Consider the following 14,731-nt stretch of genomic DNA (forward strand, 5'->3'; position numbering starts at 1 on the left):
TTCTACTACCAATTCCCGGGGAGGGCCTCGGCGTCGTGGTCGGTCTCCGACGGACCGACGGACGGAAACGGCTTACCCGCTGGCGAGCGCAGTGTCGGGGAGGAGATGAGCGCACACGAGGCCGTCGAGGGGTTGAAACGGCTCGGACTGTCGAGCTACGAGGCGCAGGTGTTCGTCGCGCTCCAGCGGGTGGGGACGGGGACGGCGAGCGACGTGAGCCGTGCGTCCGACGTCCCTCGCTCGCAGGTGTACGGGGCCGCCGACACGCTCGCCGAACGCGGCCTCGTCGAGGTCGTCGAGGGGTCGCCGAAGCGCTACCGCCCGGTGAGTCTCGATACGGCGCGCCGACAGCTCCGCGAGCGCATCGACCGGGAGGAGGAGCGCGCGTTCGACCACCTCGCGGCGTTGCAGGGCGAAGACGCCGAGGACGCCGAGGACGGTGTCGCGACGGTCCAGGGGCGACACGCGCTCGACGACCGTATCGCGGCGCTCGTCGACAGCGCCACCGACCGGGTGATGCTCGTCGCGTGGGCGGCCGACCACCTCTCGACGGCCATCGAGGAAGCGCTCCGCGAGCGGGCCACGGCCGGCGTCACCGCCGTCGTCGTCACCGAGTCCGAGGCCTTGGCCGACCGCCTCGCCGACAGCGCAGTTCAGGTCGTCGTCGCGCCGTCGAACCCCTCGGACGGCGTCACCGGTCGCACGCTGCTCGTCGACGACGCGACGGTGTTGCTCTCGGTCCTGTCGGAGGCCGACGACCCCGACGACCCGACCGAGACCGGCCTCTGGACCGCTCACAGCGACATCGGACACATCCTGGCGCAGTTCATCCACGCGGGGATGATGTACGGCGTCGAGTCCGAGCGGGGCTGGGCCGACTCCGAGACTTCGTTCGACTTCTGAGTCGCGTGGCACGCGGTCGGTGACGGTCTCCTCCCGCCGAACGACGGACGTATCCCCGCCCCGTCATCGGTCTCTGTATGCGCCAGTTCATCGTCTCGGGCCACGACGTGCCCACCGACGGCGAGTTCTCGCTCGACGACCTGCCCGGCGCGGGTCGCCTCGACGTGCTCTGTCGGTGTGTCAACGCCGCGTTCTTCCTCTCACACGACATCCGCGAGGACACGCGTTGTCTGCTCGTCCTCGACGACCAGTACACCGTGCGCTTCGAAGGGAGCGAGTTGCGACGGCTCAACCCCGACGAGCGCTCGACGGCCGCCCTGATTCGCACCGCCCTCGACCAGCGCGAGGAGGCCATCGGGCACGTCGAGGCCGAGACCTCCCCCGGCGTCTCCATCTCGCGACGCGACTTCGAGACGACGCTCGACTACGCCACGAACGAGGGCACACTGGTGCAGCTCCACGAGGACGGCGACCCGCTCGCCGACGTCGAACCCCCCGAAGACCCGGTGTACGTCCTCTCGGACCACCACGAGTTCACCGAGCACGAGACCGACCTGCTCGTCGAGCACGCCGAGTGCCGTGTCCGGGTCGGCCCCGAGGTGCTCCACGCCAACCACGCTATCGTCGTCGCCCACCACCACCTCGACACCGCGGGGTACACGCGGTTCTGAGTCGCCGTCGGCCCCGTCCCGTGGCTCCGACGCCGACACGAACCGTTCCAGTTCCGGAACAGTCAGGGGGTGGGACACCAACGCTCCGGTATGGCCGAGTGGTGGGTGGACGGTCTGGTCGTGCTCCTCTGGTGTGCGCTGGCCGTCTACGGCGCGTCGACGCTGTTCTGGGTGGTCGAGGTGGTCGCCCTCGGTCGGCGACACGTCCGACCCACGGACGTCGACTACGGACTCGACGAGGTACAGGTTCGAATACTGACGGTCGACGCCGAGGCGGTCGTCCGCGGCACCGTCGCGGCGCTCCCCGACACCGTCGACGACGTCCACGTCGTCGCGGAGTCCGAGATGACGGTCCCGGGGGCGACGGTCCACGTCGTCCCCGAGTCGTTCGCCTGTGCGGCGAGTTACAAGGGACGCGCGCTGGAGTGGGCGCGCCGGAACGTGCCCTGTGAGCGCGAGTACGTCCTCTACCTCGACGAGGACACCATCGTCACGGACCTCCACGGCGTCCCCGACCGGGACGTGGTGCAGTTCACCGAACTCCCCATCTACACCGGGTCGTGGCTCACCTACTGGTGTGAGGTGTTCCGCGTCGGCTATCAGACCGAACAGTGCGCGTTCGGGACGCTCCGCTACCCGCTGTACGCGTGGGGTGGCGGCATCGCCGTCCGTCACGAACTCGAACAGCAGGTGACGTGGGACGCGTCGACGGTCACCGAGGACACCTCGTTCGTCTGGCGGGCGGCCGCCGGCGAGGCGGTCAGTTTCGGCGTCGTCGACGCGCGCTTTCGCAACCAGGCCCCACCCTCGGTCGTCGCGCTGGTCCGACAGCGCCGACGGTGGCTCTCGGGCACCCTGGGCGACCTCGCTTCGCTCCCGCTCCGGTACAAACTGCTCGCGAACACCCGGACCGTCGCGTGGGCGTTCTCGCCGGTCGTCCCCCTGCTCGCGCTCGCGACGCTCCTGGTCCCCGAGAGCGCCCCCTCGCTCGGGACGTACGCGCTCGTCTCGGCGCTCCTGTTGAGCGTCCTGTTCGTCTACACCGCCGCGGGCGCACGAGCGTACCGCAAGCGCCCGCACGTCGCACTCGGCTTGCTGGTGCTCACGCCGCTGCTCGTCGTCGTCCACGCCGTCGGTGCGCTGTGGGGCGTGCTCCGACCCGTCGGGACGTTCACCGTCACCGAGAAGGTGACTCCGGAGACCCTCGAAGCGCGGCACCCGGACCTCGACGACGGGGCACTCACCGGCCACGTGGGCACCGACCGCCTCGTCCAGGCAGACGACTGACGGGCCGGACTCCTCGCCCGCGTAAATCCGCGCACGTATCCGTCGGTGGTGCCCCTGTACGACCGATGGAACGCTATCTCCTGTGGTCCGCGGTCGCGCTGGCGGGCTACACCCTGTTCACGCCACTGGCGAAACTCGCCACGGAGGACGCGCCCAGCACGGTCGTCGCGCTGGTCGCCAACAGCATCCTCGCGCTGTCCGCGCTCGCCGTCGTCGTCGCGACGGGCGAGTCGCCCGCCCAGTACCTCACGGGTGACACGCTGAAGTACGTCCTCGGTGCGGGCGTCTTCCTCACCGTCGGCATCCTCGCGTACTACCGGGCGCTCGCCCTCGGTCCGGCCAGCACCGTCGTCCCCATCTTCGGGATGTTCCTCGTCGGCAGCTCCGTCCTCGGCTTCCTGTTTCTCGGTGACGAGTTCACCGCCCGGAAGGGCGCAGGTATCGTTCTGGCCGGTGTCGCGGTGTATCTGACCGTCACGGGGTGACAGACCCGCGAGACAACGGAAGGGTTAACAGTCCAGTGGTCCACCCTCGACATGCGGGCCGGTGGGGTAGCCTGGTATCCTTCGGCCTTCGGGTGGCCGTAACCGCAGTTCGAATCTGCGCCGGCCCACTATTCATCCCGCATTCCACGACACGACGAGCGACGGCGACGCGTGCCGCGTCGGACGGCTGCCGGCCGTCACGCGACTCGCTGGTGCCGTCGGGTGAGGTACGCGATTCCGACGAGCGCGGGGGCAGCGAACAGTCCGACGACGACGCCGAGCACCGAGAGGAGACCGAGGCCGAGCCACCGGACCGGCGACGGCGACCAGTCGAAATCGGCGTCGGCGACGGCGCTGGCGTCCTTGTACAGTCCGCCGAGGAGGAGCGGCGACAGGCCGTACCCCGGCCAGAGCGTGAACAGGAGGAACACCGCGAGCGCCCCTGGGTCCACCTCGACCACGTGGGTGCCGACCTGCGCGACGACCGCTCCGAGCGCGATGGGGACCGTCGGTATCGCGACGGCGACCCACCAGCGAGACGGTGACGACATACGGGACGTTCTCGACGGGCGGTGATAGTTCGAACTGTGACCGACCGGGGACGCTCGGGGAGCGACAGTCCCATGCCGTGGAGTTTCCTACCGGCGACCGATGGCTCCGACCGGTTCACGCGACGCGACGCCACGCGACCCACACGGGTTCGACGAGAGCAGGAACGTTCTCGCCGACGTGCTCGGGAAGTTCGTCCCGCAGTGGCTCGCCCGCCGTTCGACGGCGGTGACCGTCACGACCGACCGCGAGACGTACCGCGTCGGTGAACCGGTCGAGTTCACGGTGACCATCGAGAACGGACTCCCACTCCCGGTCACCATCGCGACGCCACGGCCCCGCCTGTGGGGGTGGAGCGTGGACGGCGACCTCGAAGCGAGCGACGAACGCGTCTACGTCGGCGACTCGCCGGGGACGATGTCGTTCCGAGCGAGAGAGCGCAAGGTCGTCACCCAGACGTGGGACGGCCGGTTCAAACGCGTCGGCGAGCGGGCACGGTGGGTCGAAGCGACCCCCGGCCCCCACGAGATTCGAGCGTTCCTCGCACTCGACGGCCGTCGACCGACGGACGCGGTCACCGTCTACATCGAGGAGTGACCGTCGCCTCGACGACGACCACCAGAAGAGGGTCGTGTGGCGCTACCCGTCGAGTTCCCCGCCGGTCTCGTCCACGCCGTCGGCGTGGAGGTGACAGGCGGCGTAGTGTCTGCCGGTGCCGCGCTCGGCTTCGACTTCGTACTCGGGAAGCTCCCGTGCACAGGGGCTCTGGTCGGCGAACGACTCCCGGAGTAGCGACTCCGCGTCGTCCCACCGGGCGTCGAGGATGGCCTCGATGGCGCGCTCGACGACCGCCCCACCGTCGCCACCGGGGACGCCCGTCGGGAAGAACTCGTGGCGAACCCTGGTCTCGCTCTCGACTTCGAACGTCCGCCGCTGGACGGCGCGCGTGAACCGCCGAACCGCCGCCCACTCCTCCTGTGTGAAGTCGTACTCCGCAGGTGCGATGAGCTTCGGACAGCGCGTGCGGAACCGACAGCCCGATGGGGGGTCGATGGGTGAGGGGACGTCGCCTTCGAGGACGCCCCGTTTCCCACTCGCACGCGGGTCCGGCACCGGAATCGACTGCAACAGCGCCTCGGTGTAGGGGTGCTCGGGGTTCTCGAACAGTTCGTCGGTCTCGGCGAGTTCGACCAGCTGCCCGAGGTACATCACCGCCACCCGGTCCGAGATGTGGCGGATGACCGAGAGGTCGTGGCTGATGAACAGGTACGTCAACCCGAACTCGTCTTGGAGGTCGCGCATCGTGTTGAGCACCTGCGCCTGGATGGAGGCGTCGAGCGCGCTCGTCGGCTCGTCACAGACGATGAAGTCGGGGTTGACCGACAGCGCCCGCGCGAGGTTCACACGCTGGCGCTGGCCGCCCGAGAACTGGTGCGGGTAGCGGTTGTAGTGCTGTGGGTCGAGACCGACCTTCTCCAGCAGCATCCGGGCACGCTCCTCGCGCTCGCCCTCGTAGAGGTCGTGAGCTTTCATCGGCTCCTCGACGATGGGCCCGACCTTCATCCGCGGGTCGAGCGACGCCTGCGGGTCCTGGAAGATCATCTGCATGTCCTCGCGCATCGAGCGGAGCTCCTCGCCGCCGATGTCCGCGAGGTCGACACCCTTGAAGTACACCGACCCGGTGGTCGGTTCGAGCAGTCGCAACACGGTCCGGGCGAGCGTGGACTTCCCACACCCCGACTCGCCGACCAGCCCGAGCGTCTCGCCGGCGCGAATGTCGAAACTGACGTCGTCGACGGCCTTCACCACGTCGTTGTCGAAGAAGCTGCTCAGGATGCCACTCCCCTGTGTGAAGAACTTCGAGAGGCCGTCGACTCGGAGGAGTCGGTCGCCGGCTTCGGCGGTCTCGCGGTGCGTGACGGTCTCGCTCATGCGTCCTCACCCGACGCGTCGATGAGACCGCTGCCGAAGTCGTCGGTCGCCTCGGTCTCCAACGGTCGTGCGTCCTCGTAACCGATGGACTCGTACTTGACGCACGCGACCCGGTGGGTCGCCGTGACGGCCTCGCTGACGTCCTGTTCGGTCGGGTGGAACTCCCGACAGACGGTCCGGGCGTCCGGACAGCGGGTGTGGAACCGACAGCCCGAGGGCGGGTTGATCGCCTCGGGCATCACCCCGACGATGGGTTCGAGTTCCTCGACGGTCTGGTCCGGGCGCGGAATCGACTGCAACAGCGCCTCGGTGTAGGGGTGTTTGGTGTCGTGGAACAGGTCGTCGACGTCGGCGGACTCGATTATCTCACCCAGGTACATCACGTTCACCCGGTCGCAGATTTCCGCGACGACGCCGAGGTCGTGGGTGACCCAGACGAACGACGTGTCGTACTTCGCCTCGAGGTCGTGGACGAGGTCGATGATCTGGCCCTCGACGGTGACGTCGAGCGCCGTCGTCGGTTCGTCGGCGATGATGAGACTCGGTTCGCAGGCGAGCGCCATCGCGATGAGCACGCGCTGGCGCATCCCGCCCGAGAACTGGTGGGGGTAGCTGTCGTAGCGCTTGACGGGTTCGGGGATACCGACTTCGCGGAGCATGTCGACGGCGATCTCTCGTGCCTCGGCCGACCCGACGTCCCGGTTCAACTCGATGAACTCTCGAAGCTGTGCGCCCACCTTGAACACGGGGTTGAGCGCCTCCATCGGGTCCTGGAAGATGATAGCGATCTCGTTGCCACGGATCTGCTCGCGCATCTCCTCGTCGGTGAGCATTTCCTCGGACGGTCGTGGCTGGCCGTCCGGCCCCTCCTCGATGTCGACGATCTTCGTCCCCTTGTAGGTCACCGTGCCGCCGACGATCTGACCCGGGGTCTCGACGAGTCGCATGATGGAACTCGTCGCGACGGACTTGCCGGCACCGGACTCGCCGACGAGGCCGACGATCTCTCCTTCGTTCACCTCGAAGGAGATGCCGTCCACCGCACGGACGGTCCCCTCCTCGGTGAAGAACTGGGTCTGCAGGTTCTCGACTTTCAGTAGTGGTTCGTCGGTCATTAGTTGTTGATACGTGGGTCCAGCGCGTCTCTCAGACCGTCGCCGATGAGGTTGAACCCGACCACCGTCACGAGGATGGCGATGCCGGGCCAGATGCTGAACCACGGGTTCGGGAGCATGTACTCCTTGGAGTTGTTGAGCATCTGCCCCCACGAGGCGGTCGGTGGCTGTGCGCCGTAGCCCAGGAACGAGAGGCCGGCGATGATGAGGATGTTGACCCCGACCTGGAGCGTCGCCTGGACGAGGACCGGCGCGAAACTGTTCGGGACGACGTGTCGGAAGATGACGTTCCGGTCGCGAACCCCCGCCGAACGGGCCGCCTCGACGTAGTCCTCCTCGCGGACCGAGAGGACCCGCGACCGGATGAGGCGGGCGAACGACGGGATGGTGGCGATACCGACGCCGACCATCGCGAACGTCAGGTCCCGGCCGAACGCCGTCATGAACGCGATGACGAGCACGAGAAACGGGATGGCGTACAGCGTCTCCGAGGCACGCATGAGCGCGTCGTCGACCCAGCCGCCGTAGTAGCCGGCGACGGCCCCGACGACGGTCCCGACGACGAGCGCGATGCCCGTCGAGACGATACCGACGGTGATCGCGATGCGCGTCCCGTAGAACAGGCGGACGAGCACGTCACGGCCCCGGTGGTCGGTGCCGAGCGGGTGTGCCATCGTCCCCGGCTGTTCGGGGTACAGTTCGTTCGTCATGAACACGGGCGGTCGCAGGATCTGGTTGGTGCCGGGGTCGACCTCCGGGTTCACCCAGAACGTCTCGGCGAGCACGAACTGCTCGATACCGCGGTTCGCGAAGAAGGCGTACTGTCCGAGGAACCCGAAGAGGACGTCGTCGACGAAGGCGATGTTCGCGACGGTGGTCATGAACGCCACGATGACGAGGCCGGCGACCGCCGTCGGGTCGCGCTTGACCTGTGAGATGGTGTAGCGCCACCCGACGCGCGACTCGACGGCCGCTGGACCGTCCGTGTCCGGGTCGGTGTCGGTTTCGTAGGTTGCGTTGCTCATCTGTTACTCCGACCCCTCGAAGGAGACCCGCGGGTCGACGAGCGCGTACGAGAGGTCCGTGATGATGACGCCGATGACGAACACGAGGCCGAACACCAGCGTCGTCCCCATCACCAGCGGGAAGTCCTGGTTGTTTATCGCGGTGATGATGAGACGACCCATGCCGTTGATCGAGAAGACGGTCTCCGTGAGGACCGCCCCGCCCAGCGCACTCGTCAACTGGAGACCGACGAGCGTCAAGAGCGGAAGCTGTGCGTTACGGAAGGCGTGTTTGCGAACGATGGTGAACTCGCTGACGCCGTAGGCGCGTGCGAGCTTCACGTACTCCTCGCCGAGCACTTCGAGCATCGAGGAGCGCTCGATGCGCGTGAACGCCGCCATCTGGAGCGTCCCGAGTGTAATCATCGGCAAGACGAGGTGTTTCGCGGAGGTGGCGACCACCTGCCAGCGTGCGACCAACCACGACGCGTCCGGGTCGACGGCGTCGAGGCTCGCGGGGTCCGCCCACGGCAGGACGATGTTCGTCGCCGGGAGCCACCCGAGTTTGAACGAGAAGACGATGATGAGCATGAGGCCGATCCAGAACGACGGCGTGCTCACGCCGAACAGTGCGACGATACGCGAGACGTGGTCCGTCGGCTCGTTGCGGCGTTTCGCCGAGAGGATGCCGAGCGGGACCGCGGTGCAGAGTGCGAACGTGAACGACGAGAGCAGGAGGAACAGCGTCACCGGCAGCCGTTCCATTATCTTCTGGGTCACCGGGACGCCGTAGTAGATGCTCTCGCCGAGGTCCAGTCGGACCACGTCGGCGAGGTAGTTGACGTAGCGAACGTACAGCGGTTGGTCGAGACCGAACTTCGCGCGGATGGCGTCCGCTTGCTGTGCGCTCGGCGAGGGGCCGAGCATGATCTGGACCGGGTCGCCCGGAATCGCGTCGGTGAGGAAGAACGTGATAGTGACCACCCCGAGGAGGACCGGTATCGCCTGCAGCAGACGGACGGTCGTGTAGCGTAGCCGCCCCATCTACTCACCCCCCCAGTGGTGTAAACGTCTCTCGGTGGTCGTCAAAGTCGATTGATACATGAATGCGGTGTTGAAAGCGGTGTGGCCGCGGCGCTACTTGTCGACGGAGACGTTGTTGAAGTCCGTCGTCAGGGTGAAACTGTTCACCGGGTGGGACGTGAAGTCGCTCACGTAGTCTTTCACGCCGAAGCTGTTCTTCAGGTTGTACGCGGGCAGGTGCGCACGCTCTTCGAGGAGCGTGGTGATGCCCTCCTGGTAGAGCGTCTGGCGCTCCTCCTGGCTGTTGGTCTTGCGCGCCTGCACGAACTTCTCGGCGGCCTGCTTCCCCGCCTCGCTGTTCTCGCCCCAGTACGTCCCGTTGGTGACGCCGAGGGTGTCCTCGGTCCGACCGAACAGGTAGTAGGTGAACGCGTCGGGGTCGGGCGTCCCGGACCACCCGAGCGTGTACATGTTGTACTCGTTCTCGTCGCCCGAGACGTACTTGTCGAGGAACGCCCCCCAGTCGAGTCGCTGGACGGAGCAGTTGTAGCCGGCCTCCTTGAGGCCGTTCGACACCGTGATGCCGATCTGTTCACGCTTGTCGTCCGGCGGCACGATGACCTTGAACTGGTAGTCCTTCGAGACGCCGGCCTCCTCCAGCATCGTCGCTGCCTTGTCGACGTCCTTGTCGTGTGGAATCTCCTTCCACTGGTCGAGCGGCATGTTCCAGTCCTCCGCGATGGACTTCGGGAGCGGACTGTACTGCCGGACCCCGGTCGGTTCGACGTAGTTGCCCACCGCGGTGTCCATGCTGAAGGTGTAGTCGATGGCCTCGCGGACCTTGGGGTCCGCCGTCGGGCCGGTCTTGCAGTTGAACGCGAGGTAGAAGTAGCCGATGCCGGGCACCTCGTCGACGCTCGCGTCGCCGATGGCCTCGACCGTCGGGTACTGCTTCGGTGGTATCTCCTCGATGATGTCGTTCTCGCCGTTCTTGAGGGTCGTGACACGCGTCGTCGCCTCCTCGACCGGCACGAACTCGACCTCGTCGAGCATCGGTTTCGGCTCGTCCCAGTAGTCGGTGTTGGCCGCGATGCGCGCGTAGTTGCCCTCCTGCCAGCTCTCGAACGTGTACGGGCCGGAGCCGACGAGTGTGTCGCCGGCGTTGAACGCGTCCTTGTCCTCCTCGCGGACGCTCTTGGGGACGACGTACCACGTCAGCGTGTTCGGGAACGGCGCGTAGGGGTACTTCAGGGTGAACGTCACCGACTTCTCGCCGTCCGTCGAGATGGAGTCGATCATGTTCAGTTCCGAGGCGTTCTCGGTCTCCTCCTCGACGGGTGCGAGGAACGAGTACTTCACGTCCTCCGCGGTGACGGGGTCGCCGTTCGAGAACGTCGCACCGTCTTTGATGGTGACGGTGTACTCCGTCCCGTCGTCGTTGGCTTGGGGTTCGCCGTCGGCGAGCAGCGGGACGACGCCCGTCGTCTCGTCGTAGGTGTACAGGCCCTCGACGATGCGGTCGATTACCTGCGTCGAGGGGACGTCGTTCGCGACGAACGGGTCGAAGTCGAGCGGGCTCTTGACGAGCGCCATCTTCAGCTTGCCGCCGGAACTGCCCGACCCGGACCCGCCGCCACCGGAGCCAGTCGAGTCGTTACCGGACCCGCCGGACCCGTCGGAGCCGTCGGAGCCGTTCGTATCGCCCGAGTCGTCGCCGCCGAGACAGCCAGCGAGCGCAGCGGCACCTGCCCCACCGAGCCCCTGCAGGACGCGGCGACGGTTCGTGTGGAAAATGTTGTCTTCGTCTGTCATGGGTGTGTGTCTCTCTCCCGAGGGATACCCGAAAAACCGCTTAGCTATATAAAAATCTGACGGACGAATTCATATCCTAACGTTGACTAGACGATTGTTCATCAATTGAAGTTGACTGCACAAATTGTCGTTCGAATGTCCAGTCTCGCCGAACATGCGTCGGCCGGGAATACGGCGAGCGGCGACGCTGATCTCGTCGTGGCAGGCCGGGAGAGTCGGCGGAGGGACGGAGGTGCCGTCGGTAGGTCTGGGAGTACGGCGGGGAGTCTTCGCCGTGGCCGTCGTCGCCCGGTCGTCGGTCAGTCGTCGCTCAGTCGTCGGCGTGGGTCGCCGGCGGTTGGCCGAACCGTTTCGACCGGAAGTACGCCAGTTCGACGGCGACGGCGACGGCGCTGATGGCGACGACGGTGTAGAACACGCCGCGCTGTGCGCTGAACAGGTGCCAGAGCATCAGCGGGAGGAACGTCGCGGTTCCGACCAGGCCGATGGCCGGCGGGATGGCCGAGACGTCCTCGTGGTCGCGCTGGGTGAGCGCGAGGTAGCTCATCCCGCCGAAGACGACGATGAACGTCAGGGAGGCGAACGACGTGATGCCCTGGAGCGACCCGACGACGGTGAACGCCGTCGTCAGCGCTCCGAAGACGAGGACGATACGCGTCGGCAGCCCCGACCCCTCCTCGGGGTCGCCCGGCGAGTCGGCGTCGAGGACGTCCGGGAGCATCCCGTTGGCGATGAGACGGTCGGAGAACTGCGCGCTCGTGAACAGCGTCGCGTTGATGGCGCTGGCCGTCGAGAACAGCGCCGACAGCGAGATGACGAGGTGGCCGAGCGACCCGCCGAACTGCTCGGCGGCGACCGCCAGCGCCGTCTCGGGGTGCTCGGCGATGAGGTCGAGACCGACGAGGCTCGTCGTGACGATGGCGACGCCGATGTAGATGGCGACGGCCGTCGGAATCGAGACGAAGATGGCCTTCGGGTTGGTGTCGCTGTGGTCCTCGATGGTGGCCTGCGAGTAGAACAGCAGTTGCCAGCCCTGGAAGGCGACGAACGACACCGCGGCGGCCATCACCGCCGCAGAGAGCGTCGAGACGCCCTCGACCGACCGCGCCCCGGTCCGCAACTGGTTCCCGTCGAGGGCGTAGCGCAACCCCAGCGCGATGAACCCGACGAGGACGAGAATCTTGACGACGACGAGGACGATCTCGACCCAGTTCGACTCCTCGACGCCGACGACGTTGAGACCGACGAACGCGAGGACGATGGCCGCCGACAGCAGCGGTCGGAGCGGGACGCCGAACAGCGCCTCCTGGCCGACGATGTCGACCGAGTAGCTCCCGAACGCGTAGCCGTACATCGCCATCGACCCGATGTACCCGAGCAGGAGCGTCCACCCGGCCATCCCGGCGAGCGTCGAACTGTCCGCGAACCACTCCAGGTAGGTCGGCGACGCGCCCTCGGGGTCGCTCAACTGGTTCAGCTTGATGTAGGAGTAGCCGGCACACATCGCGACGAGTCCGGCGAGCGAGAACGCGAGCCACGACAGTGTCCCGGAGATGTTCACGACGACGCCGAGGACGGCGTAGATGCCTCCACCGATCATCCCTCCGAGCGCCATCGACACTGCACCCGTCAGCCCCAACGTACCGTCGGAGTCCGCCATTGGGCCGCGATTCTCCCGACCGACGGATAGTGACTGGGCTTGCCACAGTGGGTGGTGTGGTGGCCCGCCCGACTCCCGCTCGAACGAACCGGTTCCCTGGTCGACCGCGTGAGAGCGTCCGAGACCGTCGAGTTCTCGGGACTCTCCGTCGCCCGGGAGATGACAGATTAGGTCTCACGCGGCCTATCGGGGGTATGACCGAGGAGAGCGCGGTTCCGAACTGGGTCACGCTGGGGACGGACGAACGGGTCGAGTGGGTCGGACGGCCGAGTCCGTACCTCGTGAAGTACTGGCTGGCCGTCGCGGTGGGCGTGCTGTTGGTCGGTGCGCTCGTCTGGGTGCTCGTGCCGGCGGAGTGGCGCTGGCTCTCGTGGCCGGTGTTCGCCGCCGCGCTGGCCGTCGGTGGGTACGCTGTGGTCGCCTACCGGAGCGTCGTCTACGTCATCACCTCCCGGAAGGTGTACCGCAAGCGGGGCATCCTCCGACGGGACGTGACGACGGTTCGTCTCGACCGCATCCAGAACACGTCGTTCACACAGACGATGCTCCAGAAGCTCACAGCCTGCGGGGACATGACCGTCGAGACGGCGGGGTCGCACGAGGCGGAACTCACCTTCCGCTGTGTCCGCGAACCCGCGTCGGTCAACGGCCTGCTGTCGGACCGCCTGTTCGGGGCCGACTGGGACGACCCTCGCCGCGAGTCCGTCGGGACCTGACCTCTCGACGCCACCTGACCGTCCTCGGTCGATGCGCGACCGACTTCCGACAGACGCTCGACCCGCCTCGCCGGTCGGTGGTTCACTTTCACTCCGCACGCGTACCGTAGGGTTATCCCGCCAACCCCCCGAGGACGTCCATGACCGACCCCTCCGACCACGAGGTCGCCGCGGCCGCCGACGTCGCTGGCGAACGCGACGACATCGTCGCCGACGTCGAGGCCCACGCCGGGACCATCGCCCGCGAACTCGCCCTCCTCCAGGGCGGGGACTACGGCTCGGCGTCGTTCAAGACCAGCGCCGGCGAGTGGACCGTGAAGTACGAGGCCGGCGACCTGGAGTACCTCCGGTTCGAGCGCCGTTCGGGTCGCGAGACGTACGTCGTCTCGACGAAACAGCCCCCGGACGCCGAGGACCTCGCGGACGCGATGGAGGACTACGGCGCGTTCGTCCGTGCGTTCAACGACCACGTCTTCGCGAAACAGGGCGTCCTCGACGGCGTGCCGACCGAGTTCCCCGAGGTCGCATCCACCGCGGACGCCGTCGCCGAACGCGACCGTATCGTCGCCCGCATCCGCGAGACCTGCGACGCGATGGCCGACCAGCTCCACCGCTACGAGGGCGGCGACTACGGGACGTTCGCCGCTCGCGTCGCAGGGAGTCGCTGGGAGCTGAAACGCGAGGGGTCGACGACGTCGTACCTCCGGGTCGGCGGCCAGGGCGGGGAGTACCTCGTCTCGCAGTACCAGCCACCGTCGGCCGAGGCCGTCCGCGACAACGCCGCCGGGTTCGTCGAGTTCGTCGCAGCGTTCAACGAGCACGTCGACGACGTCGAAGCCGACCTCTCGCGTATCACGCTGTGAGCCGCGACTGACCCTCTCGACGAGCGTTCGCGTCGCGTGACACCCCCGCCCGTGCGACGGTCAGTTTGCGAAGGTTGAAGCGGCCCCCGCCGCCAGGTACCCCTGACCGAACGATGCGTGGAAACGCGAGTGCCGGGAGCGCCGAGGGGAGCGCACGCGGGGTATCGACGCCCGAGGAGTCCGTCGCGACGAGCGCGCGGGCGACGGGCGGTCACGTGGTCGTCGTCTGTGGTCTGCCGGGGGCGGGCAAGACCACCGTCGCCGAACGCATCACCGACCGTCTCGACGCGACGCGCCTCCGAACCGACGTCATCCGCAAAGAGCTGTTTCCCGACCCCGACTACACCGACGCCGAGTCGGAGGCGGTGTACGACGAACTGTTCGCGCGATGTCGCTCGCTCGTCGCAGACGACGACCCCGCCGTGCTCGACGCGACGTTCCGCGAGGCGGCCAAGCGCTCGCGCGCCCGTGGCGTCTCAGAGGCCGTCGACGTCCCGTTCTCGCTCGTCGAGGTGACCTGCGAGGACCCGGTCGTCAGAGAGCGCATCCGGGCGCGGACCGACGACGCCAGCGACGCCGACGTCGAGGTGTACGACATGTACCGCGACCTGTTCGAACCAATCGAGACCGACCACCTCGTCGTCGACAACTCCGGCAGCCTCGCCGAGACCAGGCGACAGGTCGACCGCCTGTTCGCCGAGCGGTGAGCGG

General features: G+C 67.4%; 15 protein-coding genes and 1 tRNA gene. 9 read left to right on the forward strand and 7 right to left on the reverse strand.

Annotated features, from left to right (window positions below):
- Positions 1 to 105: 105 nt before the first annotated feature.
- The 5 genes from M1L36_RS14820 to M1L36_RS14840 all read left to right on the forward strand — a co-directional run bounded on the left by M1L36_RS14820 (position 106) and on the right by M1L36_RS14840 (position 3,474).
- Positions 106 to 903, forward strand: a complete 798-nt coding sequence (locus M1L36_RS14820; protein ID WP_250874516.1) for a TrmB family transcriptional regulator — start codon at positions 106 to 108, stop codon at positions 901 to 903.
- A 77-nt stretch (positions 904 to 980) separates the two neighbouring features.
- Positions 981 to 1,574 (forward strand): tRNA (pseudouridine(54)-N(1))-methyltransferase TrmY, encoded by a 594-nt coding sequence (gene trmY, locus M1L36_RS14825; RefSeq protein WP_250874517.1) that lies wholly within the window; start codon positions 981 to 983, stop codon positions 1,572 to 1,574.
- 90 nt (positions 1,575 to 1,664) lie between these two features.
- Positions 1,665 to 2,861 (forward strand): glycosyltransferase family 2 protein, encoded by a 1,197-nt coding sequence (locus M1L36_RS14830; RefSeq protein ID WP_250874518.1) that lies wholly within the window; start codon positions 1,665 to 1,667, stop codon positions 2,859 to 2,861.
- A gap of 65 nt (positions 2,862 to 2,926) precedes the next feature.
- The gene (locus tag M1L36_RS14835; protein ID WP_250874519.1) at positions 2,927 to 3,346 is read left to right on the forward strand and encodes an EamA family transporter; all 420 of its coding nucleotides are present in this window, start codon (positions 2,927 to 2,929) and stop codon (positions 3,344 to 3,346) included.
- A 55-nt stretch (positions 3,347 to 3,401) separates the two neighbouring features.
- Positions 3,402 to 3,474, forward strand: a tRNA-Pro gene (locus M1L36_RS14840).
- A gap of 69 nt (positions 3,475 to 3,543) precedes the next feature.
- Here M1L36_RS14840 and M1L36_RS14845 read toward each other — a convergent pair.
- Positions 3,544 to 3,897, reverse strand: coding sequence for a hypothetical protein (locus tag M1L36_RS14845; protein WP_250874520.1), 354 nt, complete (start codon positions 3,895 to 3,897; stop codon positions 3,544 to 3,546).
- 100 nt (positions 3,898 to 3,997) lie between these two features.
- On the opposite strand from M1L36_RS14845, the gene M1L36_RS14850 reads away from it, so the two are divergent.
- On the forward strand, positions 3,998 to 4,492 hold the full coding sequence (locus M1L36_RS14850) for a DUF7974 family protein (protein ID WP_250874521.1): 495 nt from the start codon (positions 3,998 to 4,000) through the stop codon (positions 4,490 to 4,492).
- A 42-nt stretch (positions 4,493 to 4,534) separates the two neighbouring features.
- On the opposite strand, the gene M1L36_RS21440 is transcribed toward M1L36_RS14850, so the two are convergent.
- The 6 genes from M1L36_RS21440 to M1L36_RS14880 all read right to left on the reverse strand — a co-directional run bounded on the left by M1L36_RS21440 (position 4,535) and on the right by M1L36_RS14880 (position 12,441).
- Entirely contained in the window at positions 4,535 to 5,827 is a 1,293-nt protein-coding gene (locus M1L36_RS21440; protein ID WP_305794552.1) for an ABC transporter ATP-binding protein, read from the reverse strand.
- Positions 5,824 to 6,942, reverse strand: a complete 1,119-nt coding sequence (locus tag M1L36_RS14860; protein ID WP_250874522.1) for an ABC transporter ATP-binding protein — start codon at positions 6,940 to 6,942, stop codon at positions 5,824 to 5,826. The genes M1L36_RS21440 and M1L36_RS14860 overlap by 4 nt, the downstream gene beginning before the upstream one ends.
- Complete coding sequence (locus M1L36_RS14865; protein ID WP_250874523.1) at positions 6,942 to 7,967, reverse strand: ABC transporter permease; 1,026 nt, start codon at positions 7,965 to 7,967, stop codon at positions 6,942 to 6,944. Before M1L36_RS14865 ends, M1L36_RS14860 begins: the two co-directional genes overlap by 1 nt.
- 3 nt (positions 7,968 to 7,970) lie before the next feature.
- A complete protein-coding gene (locus M1L36_RS14870) occupies positions 7,971 to 8,990 on the reverse strand; it encodes an ABC transporter permease (protein ID WP_250874524.1) in 1,020 nt (339 codons plus the stop codon).
- Positions 8,991 to 9,083: 93 nt separating this feature from the next.
- The gene (locus M1L36_RS14875) at positions 9,084 to 10,781 is read right to left on the reverse strand and encodes an ABC transporter substrate-binding protein (RefSeq protein WP_250874525.1); all 1,698 of its coding nucleotides are present in this window, start codon (positions 10,779 to 10,781) and stop codon (positions 9,084 to 9,086) included.
- A gap of 310 nt (positions 10,782 to 11,091) precedes the next feature.
- On the reverse strand, positions 11,092 to 12,441 hold the full coding sequence (locus M1L36_RS14880) for an APC family permease (RefSeq protein ID WP_250874526.1): 1,350 nt from the start codon (positions 12,439 to 12,441) through the stop codon (positions 11,092 to 11,094).
- 194 nt (positions 12,442 to 12,635) lie between these two features.
- On the opposite strand from M1L36_RS14880, the gene M1L36_RS14885 reads away from it, so the two are divergent.
- From M1L36_RS14885 to M1L36_RS14895, 3 genes are all read left to right on the forward strand, one after another.
- The gene (locus tag M1L36_RS14885) at positions 12,636 to 13,157 is read left to right on the forward strand and encodes a PH domain-containing protein (RefSeq protein WP_250874527.1); all 522 of its coding nucleotides are present in this window, start codon (positions 12,636 to 12,638) and stop codon (positions 13,155 to 13,157) included.
- Positions 13,158 to 13,297: 140 nt separating this feature from the next.
- Positions 13,298 to 14,020 (forward strand): profilin-fold protein, encoded by a 723-nt coding sequence (locus tag M1L36_RS14890; protein ID WP_250874528.1) that lies wholly within the window; start codon positions 13,298 to 13,300, stop codon positions 14,018 to 14,020.
- Positions 14,021 to 14,133: 113 nt separating this feature from the next.
- Positions 14,134 to 14,727, forward strand: coding sequence for a P-loop nucleotide/nucleoside kinase family protein (locus tag M1L36_RS14895; RefSeq protein WP_250874529.1), 594 nt, complete (start codon positions 14,134 to 14,136; stop codon positions 14,725 to 14,727).
- Positions 14,728 to 14,731: the final 4 nt, after the last annotated feature.

It is taken from the genome of Halomarina rubra, assembly GCF_023699475.1.
Taxonomy (GTDB): domain Archaea; phylum Halobacteriota; class Halobacteria; order Halobacteriales; family Haloarculaceae; genus Halomarina; species Halomarina rubra.